Raw genomic sequence first — 16,045 nt, forward strand, 5'->3', positions numbered from 1 at the left:
GAAGGGTGAAATTGAAGCTGAAGAATTATAAGTGATATATACGGATTTTGAATGATGATGGGTAAACTAAAGAAGATAAGAGGTTAACGGATGTTGCTTACATCGGTCTTACACATTATTTTAACCCGTTCTTTCAGTCCATTTGTTTTCAAAAGTGGTTTCGAGAACTGTTTAGATTTTGAAGCTCTCGATGGTCTTGGATTATACGTGCATATTCCTTTTTGTAAATCGCTCTGTAGTTTTTGTCCCTACTGTAAAGAAATCTACGATAAAGATAGAGCTGATTCATATAAGACAGCTCTCTTAAAAGAAATTGACCTGGTTTGCCGGAATATGAGTAACCAAAAAGAAGTGACGAGTCTTTATTTTGGTGGAGGAACCCCGGCACTAATGATCGATGATCTGGCAGAGATCATCGACAGACTTAAGCGTTATTTTATTATCTCAGGTGAAATTGGGGTTGAACTTCATCCCCAAAATATCACGGAAGAAATAATAGATAAATTATTATCTGCCGGTGTAACTATGGTCAGCATCGGGGTTCAGTCATTTGATGAACAATCTCTCCTTAAATTAGGCCGCACTTCTAATTCATTAACTGATAGGCTGCTGAAGATTAAAAATAAAGGTTTTCAGGTTGTTGATGTTGATTTGATCTTTGCCATACCGGGTCAAACTGAAGACATCTTGATTAGTGATATTAAGACAGCATTTGAAAACGGAGCAACGCAGGTGTCAACCTACCCCTTCGTTGACTTTACTTTTGCCAAGAATAAATACAAACCTCTGCCTGAAAAAGAAAAGAAGAAGATGCTGGAAACGCTTGCACGATATTGCCATGACTATAATCTGGATCGGACCTCTGTATGGACTTTTGCTAAGCACAATACCGGGAAATATTCATCTATAACCCGCGATGCATTTTTAGGATTTGGGGTATCTTCGACAACCCTTCTAAAAGATAAATTCAAAATTAATACGCATTCAATTGAAGCCTATATAGAAAGAGTCAATAAGGAGTTTCTGCCCACTTCTCTTACGCTTGATTTTTCCTTGGGACAAAGAATGGCCTATTTTTTATTCTGGAGTTCCTATGCCATGAAGATCAACAAAGAGAAATTTGCAGAATCCTTTGGAAGGCAGATCAAGACAATGTTCGGACTGGAATTCAAAATTGCAGAAAGACTCGGGTATATAAGGGAGAACTGTGAAAGCTATGAGCTAACCGGCAAAGGAGCAACTCTGTTCCATTCCATTGAGCAGGCTTATACCCGGGCTTATATTGATAAAATGTGGAATATATCAAAGCAGCAGGCATTCCCTGAGCAAATAATTCTTAAATAGGGCAAAAATCCATTTATCAATTTATACTATCATCACATATAATTAATAGAATTATGAGATTTTGCACCCGGCACTTTTATACCTGATAGAGATCAATCGGTAAGATAGTTACCCCTGATCGTTGATAACTGCTCATTTTTTAGGTGGAGATTGTCGTGAGGATTTATATGAACCAGTACTTCACTTACATGATCGGAATTGTGCTGTAGGGTTTCCTTTATCATATCGGCTATATCATGGCCTTCCTGAACTGTTTTTGTTGCATCAACCTGAACTGCAATATCAATCTGGACTTCAGGGCCAACAACTCTGCCCCTGACCCATGAGATATCTATAACACCGGGTACTCTGTGTGCCAGAGATTTGACATGCTCTATAGTCTCCTCACTAAGTGAAGCATCCATCAGGTTGCCTACCGCCTTGATCAAAATCATTACTGCTATTTTTATAATTAATATTGCAACAACTGTTCCTGCTAAAGGATCCAGAAAGCGCAGCCAGGCTATTCCATAATAAGCGCCGGCCATGCTGCCGGCAATACCAATCAAAACTCCTATAGATGAGTAGGCATCGGAACGATGATCCCAGGCGTTTGCAATCATGGCTTCGCTGTTCAGTTCACTTCCGGTTCGGTAAGTAATTCTGAACATAACCTCTTTCACAATGATAGAGCCTACTGCTGCTGCCAAAGCAATCAGGGAAGGTGTAGGAATCTGATTTTCCAGAACGGAGATTATAATATCCCTACCTATTAAAGCGGCAGCTGCCAGCAAGGTTAGCCCTACAAATATTGCCGCCAGCGGTTCAACCTTCCCATGGCCATAAGGGTGGCATTCGTCTGCCGGTTTACGTGATATCTTCAGGCTGATATAGACAACTAATGTTGCGAATGTATCTGACCCTGAGTGGAATGCATCAGCAATCATAGCTTTGCTGCTGCCAAAATATCCAGCTAACCCTTTAAGCAAGCTTAATGCCAGATTTCCCAGCAGACAGAAAAATGTTATTGTTTCCCCTCTGTGATACAAATGTTTTTTCAAGAAAACTCACTCCAATAATCAATATAACAAAACCTGTAAGACTTATTATGATAAGTCCCACAGGTTCATTTGACCTGCTGCCTGAACGGCCCGACTGCAGCGAAAATTTTCGCCCGCCTGATCTGCCTCCGGTATGGCTTTTCCATATTATAGATGATTATAGATACATACGTCAACTGTCATAACAATTAAAAACTAATATGTTAAATTGAACTTAATTCACCCCTTATTTGTCATAGTTACAGAAACAAAAAACAATAAATTTAATAATAAAGGGGGTTTACAATATGATTAAGAAACTTTTGGTGGTCATGATTCTTGCCCTAGCCTTATTATTCATCACCGCTTGTGGAGTACCGACAGAGTCGGGAGAAGAGCCCGGTGAAGTGACTCTTCCGGATGAGCTTCCCGCAGAAGTCCAGGCATGGATCGATTCGCGAATAGAACAATTTGGGGCTCAGACTTTCAGACATGAAGGGATTCTTTACCTGCTTGTCACCTATGGTGAAAAACCGACCGGAGGATTTGAGGTAGAAATTACCGATATCAGTGAAGAAGAAGATAAGCTGGTCGTAACTGCTAACTTTGTCGAGCCAGGAGAAGAAGACGTAGTCATTCAGGCACTCACCTACCCTTATGATCTGGCAATGTTAGAAGACCCCGGACTTCCCGTAGAATTTATCGCCACCGGGGCCGAATCGGAAGTCCCTGTAATCGACTAAACCACCCATAATCACCGCACAAGGGGACGGTTCTTCTGTGCGGTCTCGCTAAGTCTAACCGCACAGAAGAACCGTCCCCTTGTGCGGTTTTACTGCATCTCTTCCCGGATTGTTGACTGGATGTTTACTGCAAAAAGATATATTCTTATACATAAGAGCAGGAGGCGGATTCGATGCCAAAAGTTTTTGAAGAAAGTGTTCTGGCCGGGCTAACCCTCTCGAGTAGGATCATCAGGTCGGCCACCCACGAGGGTATGGCCGGTGAAAGTGGGCGCCCAATTCCACAACTTTCTGATCTATATTTACGGCTTGCCCGCGGTGGAGTTGGGGCAATCATCACCGGTTATGCAGCGGTTCAGGAAAATGGCCGCACCTTAAATAACATGCTGATGATGGATAAAGATGAATTAGTCGATGATTATCGGAAATTATTAAAACCAGTAAACGATTATGGCACACCGGTAATTATGCAGCTTGCCCATGGTGGAGGGCAAATTGATCCGGATCTGGTAAAAGTTGAAGCAGTAGCTCCTTCAAAGATGAAATATCCATTGAACGAGGTTGTTGCCCGGGCTTTAAGCGAAGCAGAGATAGAAGAAATTATAAAAAACTTTGTTCAAGCAATTAGTCGAGCTAAAGGTGCAGGTTTTGATGGGGTTCAGCTGCATGCAGCACACGGCTATCTCTTATCCGAATTTCTATCACCCTGTTGTAATAAGAGGACAGATCAGTGGGGTGGCAATACCGAAAATAGATTTCGGATTATTAATGAGATCATAGTTAGAGCAAGGAAAGAAGTGGGCAGTTATCCCATATTAATGAAAATTAATGCCTACGATGCTGATAAAAATGGGATGACCAAACCTGAAGCAATATCGATCGCCAAACTATTTGAGGAAGCCGGTGGTGATGCTCTTGAAGTTTCAAGTGGCGGCATTGCCCTAGGTTTTCATCCGGTCAGAATGACAGCGCCTCCCGTTGAAGCCATAATGAACCTGCATCACCGTTATCGTGAAAAATCTGCGATAAGTAAGAGAGTTCTTTCTGCGATGTTACCCCTGATGATCAAGAATTTAAGACCACTGCACAATTACAATATTGAAGCGGCAGCAGAAATTAAGAAACACCTGAAGATCCCGATAATCGTTGTTGGGGGCATTCGGGATATTGATACGATAGAAAAAATATTGGAAGAAGAGAAAGCTGATTATGTATCTCTCTGCCGCCCCTTTATTATTGAGCCTAACCTGGTTAATCACTTTAAAGATAAGAAACAAGAAACCTCAAAATGTATTGATTGCGGTTACTGCCTAATTGGAGTAGTAGATAGACAATTACGCTGCTATCATGGGAAAATACTACGACAAATGGAGAAAGGAGAATAAAGAATCGCATGTTTAAAAAGCTTGCATTGTTTATTGTTATTTTTCTTGTTTTAATTTTATCTATAGCCTGCAGCAGTGAACCCGAGCCGGTCGGCCCGCCACTGGAAGGAGAGGTTACAGATCTGGCTGTAGAATTTATCGGTAACCTGGTGGAGGAAGATTTTAGCAGAGCAGCTGCGTTCTTCAACGTTGAGATGAAAAAAGCCATGTCGGAGAGCAAACTTAAGCAAACCTGGCAGACACTGCTGTCTCAGCAGGGTGATTATGTTGGCGAGCTTGAACAAAGAGTTGAACAGTCAGGTGAATACACCGCGGTGAATGTGATAACCGAATTCGCAGCAGGTCCAATAAACATCAGGGTGGTATTTGACAACGACAATAGGGTTGCCGGTTTGTGGTTCCAGCCTGTTCCATAGGATTATTCAAAAGGCAAAGTTAATAAAAATATGAATGTAAGCTTCTGAATAATTCTTGTATCTGGCAAAAAAACGGAATATAATATGAGCTAGAGGGAAATATAACACAATAATACCTGATACTTTATACTCAATCTTGTTAATCCATACCATATATACTCTTCAATCTGCAGACGGTTTGTTGGTAGGCCTCTTGTAGATTAATTTTTTTTGGGGGGGTAAAAATGGTCAACGAGAGCGAGTATAAAGTCTGTCCATTCTGTGGAGAAGAAATTAAAGCAACCGCTATCAAGTGCAGATATTGTCAGTCCTTCCTCAATGAAGCTATTGTTTCCCCGCCGGCCAGTTCAAAACCACCGAAGAAAAAAAGAAAATCGACCGGGTTTATTTTTCTGTTTGTAGCCCTGATCATTATCCTGGTTGCTGCAGGTTACTTTCTACTTAAGGGCTTATCAATATCGAATATTGCTTCTCCACCTGGAGAGCCCGAATCAGATGCTTCGCAATCTCAAACTTCTGCTACTGAAGAAGAAAGCCAATCTGCTGAGCAATCTGGAGAATCTGCAGAAAGTGCTCCAACTGCTGCCGAAACAAAGCCCGGAACAGGTGAACCTTCGCCTGAACCAGCGTCTCAACAGGAAACCACTTCATCTCAAACTCCTTTTCAAAAAATCATCAGTGTCTTTCAGCCTCAGGATATCCCTATTTCGTCTTTAATTCAGTCACCTGAATCGTCTTCAGAAAGCAACATTGAAGTAGTCCTTGCACGTCCAACCGGTAATACAGCCGGCAATATAAACAACGGGGGACTAGCAGCTATCCAGGGCGACTGGATCTTCTATGTTAACAAATCTGATGGTGGCCGAATTTACAAAATTCGGACTGATGGCACAGAACGCACGGGAATTAACAGTGACGATTCACTGTTTATCAATGTTGCCGGCGATTGGATCTACTATATGAATGTTTCAGATGGCAAAAAAATCTACAAGATCCGCACTGATGGCTCGGAGCGAACCAAGGTGAACAATGATTACTCCGATGGTATGATTACTGCCGGTGACTGGATCTATTATTCAAACCGCAATGATGGCGGGAAGCTTTATAAGATTCGGACTGATGGCAGTGCACGCACCAAATTGAATGATAGTTTTTCAGCCTGCCTGAATATCATCGGCGACTTGATTTATTATATCAATGTGGATGATAATTATCGGGTATATAGAATTCGGACCGATGGCACACAACAGACCCGCTTAACCCTGGGTATAAGTTCTTACCAAATAATTGTTTCTGGTGACTGGATATACTTTATTGAAAGTGATAGTCAGAGTATATACAGATCTCGCCATGACGGGGCAGGAAGTATCAGTAACATCGTTAGTGACAGTGTTCTGGATTTCAATCTCGCCGGTGACTGGATTTATTATGTGAACCAGGATGATAATGGATGGTTATATAAAATAAAAACTGATGGCACTGGCAGAAAAAGTGTTGACGGGGCAAAAGTCAGCTTGCCAAATGTAGCAGGTGACTGGGTTTATTATATTGGCCTTGATATCTTAAAGAGAGTCCAGCCCGATTCTGTTTTTGGGTTCGAGTCGGTTTACTGAAGAAGGATTTATATATAATTACTTTCTTGACTCTTCATACTTCTTGATATAGTCATCAACTGTAATATTTCTTAATAGTTCTGCCAGTAAATCGTAGGGGATAGTTTCCATCTTTTTGAACCGAATGCAGCCTTTGCCCATATCAAGTTTGGTTTTTACCCGTTTCTCATCTCCAGATATAAGTATAAAAAAGTTTAGTTAACTCTGATATTCTCCCAGTTGATCCAGATCCCTTTAAAAAGCGATATCCCGGGAGCCTTGCGCTGCCCGGGATATCGTTCTATAAGGTAACCAACAGTTTGCTTCCACTGTAATTTAACTGCGGCTAAATCTCTTTATTACAGGAGAAGCCTTTTGCTGTTGATTATCTGCTGTAAATCAGTTTTACCACTCACCGGTGAACTGTTCGATATTATCTGCGGTAATCATCGGACCTTCCTGGGGAAGCGGAGGCCGCTGATCTTCAAGGTTGATCGATCTCGGAACAGTTTCGCCGCGCAGTGCTGCCGCAACTGTTTCGATTAACAGCACACCCTGAGTATAGGGAATATCAGCATAGCTGGCGAAGAAATAGCCGTCTTTAATGGCCTGCCAGCCTTCCCGGCTGCAGCCGTTACCGATAAACATAATTCCATCGGCAATACCGGCTTCAACTGCGGCATCATAAGCGCCCAGGGTCATCTGGTCGCCCGAAGAAACAACAATGTTGATATCGGGATTGGCCTGGAATACATTCTGCATAATTTCCCGCGAAGTATCCCTGCGGTATAACCCTTCCTGGAAGGAGACAACTTCAATATGATCGTAAGGGGCAATTACCTCTTCTAGGGCTTCAAAACGGTCCTGGTCAATGGTCAGAGCCTGGAAGCCGATCAGGTATGCCACTTTGGCTTCTTCCATGCCTTCAGCGGCCGCTACAACAGCTTCACCGAGCCATGAACCGGTTGTCCAGCCAGTACGTCCGATAATGCTAGTTACACCTTCCGGATAGGGATCAAGTGATCTTGTATTCGGCCCGAAAGGTCCGTCTGCGCCGATTACAATAATACCCTCTGCCAGAGCTTCTTCGATCGAGGGGACTACAGCATTGCTGTCATTGGGGTGGATGATGAAAGCATCATAGACTCCGGCAGCGATTGCATCCTGGATCTGGTTGATCTGTTCCTGGGTGTCATACTCGCAGGAGAAGAAGTCTACCTGCACATTCTGTCCCGCAGCAGTGGCGACCATCCCGTCATTGCGGGACTGGTCATATTCGTTGGCCTGCACCAGGTGGAACATGGCCACGCGGAAACTCTCTTCAACTTCAGGTTCCTCACCATCGGGTTCGCCGACTGGTGGTTCCTCAGTCGGTCCGCAGCCCGCGATGAGTAAAGCAAAAACCAGCAATATTGCCAGCAAGGTAATAACAGAAACCCGGCCTCTTTTCATTTGTGATCCTCCTTTGGCTTTTGAAAAAATTTCAAGCTGACCCAAACTCATGCTGCTGTATAAAACACCTCCCCCGCTGATAGATAATTAAACCTTGAATCGGATTGAGGGTAGATAAAAAAAATATCAGTGCCTGCGCTGCCTGAACATGGCATCCAGGCCTACTGCAAACAGGATAACCACACCCTCAAAAACCCGTTGGTAAAAAGGAGATATATTAAGGATATTGAAACCGTTCCCGATCAACCGCATAAGCAGAACACCGAAAACGGTCCCCATAATCGAGCCCTCACCGCCCATGATACTGGTTCCACCGATAACAACCCGGGCAATAGCCTGCAGTTCGATCAGACCGCCCATATCTGCCTGCCCCTGGCTGATCCGGGAAACGGCAATAATCCCGGCCAAAGCGGCGCTTACACCTGTAAGGCTGAAGACCATGATTCGGGTCAGGTCAACCCTGATCCCGGAAAGCCAGGTGGCTTCCGGGTTGCCGCCGATAGCGTAGACAGCACGTCCGAATTTAGTCTTTGACAGCAGCAACCAGGTAAAGATAATCCAGATGGCAAATATGAAGACAGGATATTTGATGCCCCAGATAGAACCCTGTCCCATCACTGTGAAAAGATCGTTGCGAACTACAATCAATCGGCCGTTAGTCGCAAGAAGTGCCGCACCCTGAATAACCAGGCCGGTGGCCAAAGTGGCAATAAAGGAGTGGACCCGGAACCCGGCAATAACAACTCCGTTTAACAACCCCAAACAGAAACCAGCCAGCAGGGCAGCAGTGAAACCGAGTTCCACATATCCGTGGGAAGCGATTATTGCCGCCAGTGAACCGCAGAAGGCGTAGATAGCCCCGGCCGAAAGGTCGAAGTTACCGCTGATAATAGCCAGGGTCATCGCGCAGGCAATAATACCTACACTCACTGACTGGTCAATAATATTGTGCAGGTTGCGGAAGGTCAGAAATGCAGGGCTTAAGAAAGAGAGTGCTATAAAGAAAATAATAAAAGCGATGACTATTCCATAGTTCCTTAAAATATGACCGATTACAGACCGTGCCGTCGTCTTTTCTTTGCATTTTACAAGTTCATCGTCTAATTTATGCATTTCGGATCACCTTCCTTGTCGGTGGCAAAGATAGCATTCATCACCTTTTCTTCGGCAATTTCATCCCGGTCAAATTCCATCACGATCCGGCCTTTGCGGATGGCCAGTACCTTGTGGGACAGCCCTAGAACCTCTTCAATATCGGATGATACGAGCAGTACCGCCAGCCCTTCGCTGGCCAGTTGGTGGATCAGCTGGTAAATAGCCCTTTTTGCTCCCACATCAACCCCGGCGGTCGGTTCATCGGCAATGAAAACCAGAGGCTTCTTAAAGAGCCATTTGGCAAAAAGGGTTTTCTGCTGGTTGCCTCCCGATAGACTGCTTACCCGGGCCAGTGGATCCGGAGGTCTTACATCCAGTTGGGTCAAGATAGACTGGGTCTGCACTTTTTCTTCAGCGAGTTTAATCATCGGTCCCACTGATATATTTGACAGATGGGGCAGCGTTATATTATTGGATGTAGAAAAATTCATCACCAAACCAGCTATCTTGCGGCTTTCCGGTAAAAGGGCTATTCCCTCCCTTACTGCTTCACGGGGGGTTTTCGCTTGAATCCTTTTACCCTTTACAGAAACCATTCCACCTCTAATCTTTTCAGCCCCAAAGAGGGCGCGGCAGATCTCCGATCGTCCGCTTCCGGCCAAGCCGGCCAGGCCAACGATCTCACCTTCCCGGATATCAAAAGAAATATCTTCAAAATCACCGGTTTTGCATAGTTGCTGCACTGATAGAATAACCGGCGCTTCGGGATCGGGATATATCTTCTCCGGGTAACCCAGCGAAACAAAGCCGCCCAACATATTATTTACCAGGCTTTCCGGGGTTTCTTCACTAACTGGTGAGGTTTTAATCAGGATGCCATTGCGCAAAACGGTAACCGTATCGGCTAATTGGAGCACTTCTTCCAGGAAGTGTGAAACATAAACAACTGTAGTGCCAATCGCTTTCAAACTATCGATCAGAGAATATAGGGCAGCCGCTTCTTCCGAAGATAAAGCGGCAGTAGGTTCGTCCATGACAATCAGGCGGGCATTACGGGCTACTGCTCTCAGCACTTCAACCTTTTTCTGGTCGGCAATGCGCAGTGTGGCCAAAATGGTATCGGGGTGGATGTAGATTCCGGCTCGTTCTGTTAGCTTTTCGTAGCGTTTATATAACTCTTTCTTATCGACAATCCCGAGCTTCGTGCTCTCTATCCCGAGGAAGACATTATCAACGACAGTTCTCTTAGGGACAAGTGAAACTTCCTGCGAGATCATGGCGATCCCTTGCCCCAGGGCATCCCGGGGAGAGGTGAAGGAAACAGTTTCGCCGTCGACGATCAGCTGTCCGTTGTCCGGCCGGTGTACTCCGGCAATGATTTTACCCAGGGTCGATTTGCCGGCTCCGTTTTCACCGACCAGCCCATGAACTTTCCCCCGCTCAATAGTCAAAGAAATATCCGTAAGTGCTTCGATCCCGTCGAAACGCTTGCAGACGTTTTTTAACTCGACTATCGGGCCTTCGGACATCTTGGATTCACCACATTATATTTGGTTGCCCGCGTCATTCCGGGCTGTAAAGTATAACCTAAATTCGACGGTACTGTATTTATCTCCTGCTTAGTGGGGAAAATTTTTTAATTATAATAAAATTATGCAGGAAATTTTCACTGAGAGTAGAAAACACTTAAAAAGTTACAGTAGCGATGCGCTAAAAAAGCATTCTGCTGGATTACAGAAAAGTTTGTTTGATACGTGTCAACAAACCTTATAACAGAAGGGACGCACTAAATGAAAGCAGAAAAGTTCTCTGTTGAAATAGGCAAGAAGATCAAAGATATCCGCAAATCCAAGGGGATGACCCTAAAACAGCTCGGGGAAATCTCCGGTTTCTCCATCAGCTTCCTCTCCCAACTGGAAAGAGGTCAGACTTCGATCACTATCAATTCACTGAAGAATATTGCTGCCGCCCTCGGTGTAGAACTGGTTAACTTCTTTCATATCACCGAAAAACACGACAACATAATATTTCGCAGTTACGAATTGAAAGGCTTTCGCTTAAATAGTTCCGACTTCATCTACTACAGCCTGGCCAATGATACAATCGACCGGGTAATTGACCCCATACTGGTCGAAATTCTTCCAGCGGAGAAAAAAAATATCCGCCCCCTTTCTCATAACGGCGAAGAATTTGTCTATGTTCTCGAGGGGACCTTAACCGTATTCATGGAAGACAGGGAATATACCCTCTTTCCCGGGGACAGCTTGCATATGCAGTCAACCGTGCCTCACGAATGGGCTAACTTGACCAACAAACCGGTCAAGATTATCAGCGTGAACACTCCCAGCGTTTTGAAGAAAATGCTCTAATTAAACTATACAAAAAGGAATGGAGAAGCATATGAGCAGATACAGAGTATCCGTAGATATCGGTGGCACTTTTACCGACTTTGTCTTTTACGACACTGAGACTAACGAACAGAAGGAAGGCAAAGCCCTGACCACACCAGATAACCTCACCGACTCGGTAATCAGTGGCCTTGGCCTTGAGATGAAAGATCTTTCCGAAGTCGATTTCTTCGTGCACGGAACAACCGTTGGCCTTAACTCGTTACTCCAGCGCAAGGGTTCCCGCGTAGCGCTGATTACAACCAGGGGTTTTAAAGATGTTTATGAAATTGCCAGGGGTAACCGCAAGGAGATGTACAACCTGCGATTCAGCAAGCCGACCCCCCTGTTGAAAAGAATAGATGTATATGAAGTTGATGAAAGGGTTCTCTTTAATGGCGCTATCGAAAAACCCCTTGACAAAAAAAGTGTAATTAAAGCGGCAGAAGAGATCAAGGCTGGAGATTATGAATCAATCGCTGTCTGCTTGATCAATGCCTACATCAATCCCGTTCATGAAGAAGAGATTGAGAAAATTCTCAAAGATTTAACTGAAAAGCCTCTTTCCCTGTCCCACCGGATAGCCCGGGAATGGAGGGAGTATGAAAGGACCAGTACAACCATAATCAACGCCTACATTGCCCCCATCGTCAAGGAATACCTAAAAATCCTGGAGCAGCGGACGAGGGATAACGAGTTTAAAAACCCCATCCATATCATGCAGTCAGGAGGTGGGGTAATCACCTCGTCCATAGCCAAAGATTCCCCAATACAGACCCTGCTCTCGGGACCTGTCGGTGGCGCCCTGGCCAACAAGTACCTCTCCGACACCCTTGGTTACCAGAACCTGATCGGGGTTGATATGGGTGGGACCAGTTACGATGTAAGCATGATCATCGGCGGCCGTCCCGATGTATCAACCGAAACCATTTTCGAAGGCTTTCCCATTTTAACCCCCATGGTTAACATCTACACAATCGGTGCAGGAGGGGGCAGTATCGCCTGGATCGAAGGCGGTGGCTTAAGAGTAGGCCCCATAAGTGCCGGAGCTAAACCTGGCCCGGCCTGTTATGACCGGGGAGGCACCGAACCGACCATTACTGACGCAAACGTAGTCCTCGGACGGATCGATGTTGACGGGTTTCTCGGCGGCAGCCTTCGCCTGAACAAAGATAAAGCAATCGAAGCAGTGCAAAAGATTGCCAATCGGCTCAACTTAAGTGTAATTGAAACAGCCGAGGGGATCTGCAAGGTGGCCGACGCCAAAATGGCCGATGCCATCCGTCAGCTGACCGTCCGCAAGGGTATCGATCCCCGCGAGTTTGTCCTAGTTGCCTTCGGCGGAGCCGGCCCGATGCACGCCTGTCTCACAGCCGAGGAACTGGGCATTGAAACCATACTTGTTCCTGAACTGCCCGGTGTGCTTTCAGCCTGGGGTATGCACCAGTCCGATCTGCGTCTTGATACGGTGCGTACCATGAAGAAGATTGTTGATACCGTAGATCCACAGGAGGTAAGCGAGCAGTACCAGACAATGATTGCAGAAATTGAACCTATGCTTCTTCAGCAGCATATCGAAGAAAACAGAATAGAATACTCACGTGTGGCCGATGTTCGCTATTTTGGCCAGGAATATACCGTGCATGTTCCCTTCCAGAACGGACCGGTGACCAGGCAAACCTTAAGCGATCTTAGAGAACTCTTCTACGAGATGCATCATCAAATTTATGGTCACAGCAACAAGGTGGAACCGGTTGAAATAGTCAACCTTCGCTTGGTTGGTATAGGCAAACTGGAAAAGACACCGAAAAATAAAGATGAAACAATCCATGGCGACAAACCGGTTGCCCGCAAGGTTGCCAAAGCTGTATTTTACAACCGCGAATATGATACAGCCATCTACCGGCGTGGTGAGCTGAAAACAGGCCAGAACCTGGACGGTCCGGCCATTGTCGAGGAAAAAACAGCCACCACAGTTGTCCCACCGGGTTACAGCGTAAAGGTTGACCCATATGGAAACCTGCTGATTAACAAGCAAGGGGAGGGTGCCTGAGATGAAAAAACAGGATTTTGTAGAAAACCCCATTGTCACTGAAATTATCCGTAACGCACTTGTTTCGGCGGCCAATGAAATGAACGAGAGCCTTTTTAGAAGCGCCTATTCGCCGGTTATCTATGAAATGAAAGACTGCGCCGTAGCCATCTTCAACGAGAAACTGCAGAGCCTGGGGCAGTCGCAGGGTGTTCCCCTTTTTCTGGGCAACCTGGAAGAATCGGTCAAGTATGCCACAGAATATTTCGGGGGCTATGACTTTTATAAAGAAGGCGATATCTTCGTTTTAAACGATTCATATATTACTGGAACGCACGTTAACGACATTACCGTCTTTGCCCCTATATTCTATGAAGGAGCGCTGGTCGGTTTTTCGGCCAACCGAGCCCACTGGCTCGATGTGGGTTCAAAAGATCCCGGGGCTCCGATGAACTCTACCGAGATATTCCAGGAAGGAATCCGGCTCGGTCCGATCAAGCTAGCCGATCGGGGTGAATTCAGGACCGACATAATTGACACCATCTGTCTGAACAGCCGCTTCCCCCGCAATGCCAGGGGAGATCTCTACGCCCAGATCGCCGCCTGTAAAACAGGAGAGAAAAGGTTCATGGAAATTCTCGATCGCTTCTCTCTTGAAACAGTGAGAAGGGCTACTGTTGATATCTTCAGGCAGTCCGAAAATATCGAAAGGGAAGTAATCGCCAAAATACCCGAAGGGTCATACACTGCCGAGGGATTTTGTGACAACGACGGCTACAATGATAAGCCGGTTCATGTTAAAGTTGCTATCACAGTTGAAAACGGTGACATCTATATCGATCTCGCCGGTTCAAGCGAAATGTCCGAAGGAAATGTCAACTGCGGCTTTGCCCAGACCATATCAGCCTGCCGGTTAGCATACAAAATGATTGTCCAGCCTTTTGGACCGGTTACCGGTGGTTCCTTCAAACCGCTGCATGTAACCGCTCCGGAAAGAACAATCTTTACGGCAGTGGAACCGGCTGCCTGTGCCTGGTACTTTACCCACCTGGGTCTACTGATCGATCTGATCATGAAAGCCCTGCAGGATGCCATACCCGACATGGTTGGCGCCGCCCACTATGGTGACTCAATGGTCATCTATCTGACCGGTTATAACCCTGAAAATGGCGAGCGGTTCTTCTCCGTCGAGCCGACCGTCGGTGGTTGGGGTGCATTGAGCAACAAAGATGGAGTCGATTGTCTGATCAACACCGTCAATGGTGATTTCAAAAACCTCCCTGTCGAGATTTTCGAAAATGAAACACCGGCCAAGATCACCCGCTACGAGATGCGCCAGGATTCTGAAGGTCCCGGTAAAAACCGGGGAGGACTGGGTGTAATCAGGGAATACGAAATGTCGGCTGATAATGTGGAACTTTACTCTTGGTTTGAAAGATCGAAGGACCCGGCCTGGGGTATCCGCGGGGGGAAAAGCGCCCGACCGCCGATCATCACTATCAAGGACAATAAAGGTAATGTCGTTGATGAACTACTCAAGACTAACGGATATATTCTAAAAAAAGGTTGGACAGTCCAGCTAAATACCGGCGGCGGTGGTGGTTACGGAGAACCCTTTGAGCGTGAATCTGAAAAGGTTCTTGAAGACTACCGGCAGGGCTACATTTCCCGTGAACATGCCCGTAAGGCTTATGGAGTTGAGATTTCTGACTCGGGCGAAATAGATGCTGAAAAAACAGTTATCCTGCGCGCAGAAAAGTAAAGGCTAAATTTTCGGGTAGCCCCATTTCTATTATTAGATTTCCCGGCACCCCTCAATGTCAGAAATCAAAGGATGGGGCTTACCCGATGTTTAATTTCTACAAAGAACTGCAAAAACACCTGGGTGTTCCGGTGATCGACGCCGTTCTTGCCCCGCTGAAATACGTCGAATTTCTCGTGGAAGTTAATCAGAAATTCGGCTGGATGCACTCAAAGAAGTACGGTTATAAAACACCCCCGGCTTCAGAGATAAGGGAGTGGGGACTCTCCGGTCATTATGGGTTTGGAAGCCTGTGGGAATGATATTTCAACTATATAGCTGGTTTCGCCATCTGTTGTCAGAATATTTGTAACTTAACAAAATGAGGTTTATAATAAAGGTGTAAGATTTATGGGGTTTTTCCTTGGAAGCACTTTGCTCGCATTAATAGACTTTTCCGTTTCAGTATCCAGGAGAATGGTAGGAGTTTAACAAAATCCTGAGAAAAAGGAGCGGTTTAAATGAAAATTTTAGTTTGCACCGATGGATCCGAATCCAGCAAAAAAGCCTATAAGAAAGCAGCCGAGATAGCGGAAGGCTGCCAGGCCAGTGAGCTGGCCGTAATCCACGTTCATCAAAGCAAGTTTCAACTTGCTACAACTTTGGGTGGAAGAAGTTATACAGTGACGGAAGAGGAGAAGGAAATAATCAGGCGGCTCTACGAAGAAGAGAAACAGGATAGAAATAAACTTCTGGAAGAAGCCCGGGAATTATTTGAAGAAAAAGGATTAAAGGCGCGCACGATCTTAAAAGAAGGTCATCCTGCGCATACGATCGTG

The 16,045-nt window shown here is 45.5% G+C and carries 14 protein-coding genes; 10 read left to right on the forward strand and 4 right to left on the reverse strand.

The window, feature by feature from the left end:
* Window positions 1-90: 90 nt before the first annotated feature.
* Window positions 91-1,344: a radical SAM protein gene (locus tag SCJ97_06555; GenBank protein ID MDW7739701.1), complete on the forward strand. Its 1,254-nt coding sequence runs from the start codon at window positions 91-93 to the stop codon at window positions 1,342-1,344.
* 92 nt (window positions 1,345-1,436) lie between these two features.
* On the opposite strand, the gene SCJ97_06560 is transcribed toward SCJ97_06555, so the two are convergent.
* A complete protein-coding gene (locus SCJ97_06560; protein ID MDW7739702.1) occupies window positions 1,437-2,384 on the reverse strand; it encodes a cation diffusion facilitator family transporter in 948 nt (315 codons plus the stop codon).
* Between the two features lie 287 nt (window positions 2,385-2,671).
* Between SCJ97_06560 and SCJ97_06565 the strand changes: the two genes are divergently transcribed.
* From SCJ97_06565 to SCJ97_06580, 4 genes are all read left to right on the forward strand, one after another.
* Window positions 2,672-3,106: a protease complex subunit PrcB family protein gene (locus SCJ97_06565; GenBank protein MDW7739703.1), complete on the forward strand. Its 435-nt coding sequence runs from the start codon at window positions 2,672-2,674 to the stop codon at window positions 3,104-3,106.
* A 173-nt stretch (window positions 3,107-3,279) separates the two neighbouring features.
* The gene (locus SCJ97_06570; protein ID MDW7739704.1) at window positions 3,280-4,491 is read left to right on the forward strand and encodes an NADH:flavin oxidoreductase; all 1,212 of its coding nucleotides are present in this window, start codon (window positions 3,280-3,282) and stop codon (window positions 4,489-4,491) included.
* A gap of 8 nt (window positions 4,492-4,499) precedes the next feature.
* A complete protein-coding gene (locus tag SCJ97_06575) occupies window positions 4,500-4,907 on the forward strand; it encodes a DUF3887 domain-containing protein (protein ID MDW7739705.1) in 408 nt (135 codons plus the stop codon).
* A gap of 224 nt (window positions 4,908-5,131) precedes the next feature.
* The gene (locus SCJ97_06580) at window positions 5,132-6,520 is read left to right on the forward strand and encodes a DUF5050 domain-containing protein (GenBank protein MDW7739706.1); all 1,389 of its coding nucleotides are present in this window, start codon (window positions 5,132-5,134) and stop codon (window positions 6,518-6,520) included.
* Window positions 6,521-6,904: 384 nt separating this feature from the next.
* Here the strand turns inward: SCJ97_06580 and SCJ97_06585 are convergent, their stop codons facing one another.
* The 3 genes from SCJ97_06585 to SCJ97_06595 form a co-directional block, all read right to left on the reverse strand.
* Window positions 6,905-7,951: a sugar ABC transporter substrate-binding protein gene (locus tag SCJ97_06585; protein ID MDW7739707.1), complete on the reverse strand. Its 1,047-nt coding sequence runs from the start codon at window positions 7,949-7,951 to the stop codon at window positions 6,905-6,907.
* A 126-nt stretch (window positions 7,952-8,077) separates the two neighbouring features.
* Window positions 8,078-9,064 carry an ABC transporter permease gene (locus SCJ97_06590; GenBank protein ID MDW7739708.1) on the reverse strand — a complete coding sequence of 329 codons (987 nt, stop codon included), beginning with the start codon at window positions 9,062-9,064 and terminating at the stop codon, window positions 8,078-8,080.
* On the reverse strand, window positions 9,052-10,575 hold the full coding sequence (locus SCJ97_06595) for a sugar ABC transporter ATP-binding protein (protein ID MDW7739709.1): 1,524 nt from the start codon (window positions 10,573-10,575) through the stop codon (window positions 9,052-9,054). The genes SCJ97_06590 and SCJ97_06595 overlap by 13 nt, the downstream gene beginning before the upstream one ends.
* Before the next feature lie 261 nt (window positions 10,576-10,836).
* Between SCJ97_06595 and SCJ97_06600 the strand changes: the two genes are divergently transcribed.
* From SCJ97_06600 to SCJ97_06620, 5 genes are all read left to right on the forward strand, one after another.
* Window positions 10,837-11,415: an XRE family transcriptional regulator gene (locus tag SCJ97_06600; protein ID MDW7739710.1), complete on the forward strand. Its 579-nt coding sequence runs from the start codon at window positions 10,837-10,839 to the stop codon at window positions 11,413-11,415.
* Between the two features lie 31 nt (window positions 11,416-11,446).
* Complete coding sequence (locus tag SCJ97_06605; GenBank protein MDW7739711.1) at window positions 11,447-13,486, forward strand: hydantoinase/oxoprolinase family protein; 2,040 nt, start codon at window positions 11,447-11,449, stop codon at window positions 13,484-13,486.
* A 1-nt stretch (window position 13,487) separates the two neighbouring features.
* A complete protein-coding gene (locus SCJ97_06610; GenBank protein ID MDW7739712.1) occupies window positions 13,488-15,227 on the forward strand; it encodes a hydantoinase B/oxoprolinase family protein in 1,740 nt (579 codons plus the stop codon).
* Window positions 15,228-15,313: 86 nt separating this feature from the next.
* On the forward strand, window positions 15,314-15,529 hold the full coding sequence (locus SCJ97_06615; GenBank protein MDW7739713.1) for a hypothetical protein: 216 nt from the start codon (window positions 15,314-15,316) through the stop codon (window positions 15,527-15,529).
* A 198-nt stretch (window positions 15,530-15,727) separates the two neighbouring features.
* Window positions 15,728-16,045: universal stress protein (locus tag SCJ97_06620; GenBank protein ID MDW7739714.1), on the forward strand; the 318-nt coding region annotated here is incomplete at its 3' end.

The organism is Bacillota bacterium (genome assembly GCA_033549065.1).
In the GTDB taxonomy this organism is placed as follows: domain Bacteria; phylum Bacillota; class Dethiobacteria; order DTU022; family DTU022; genus JAWSUE01.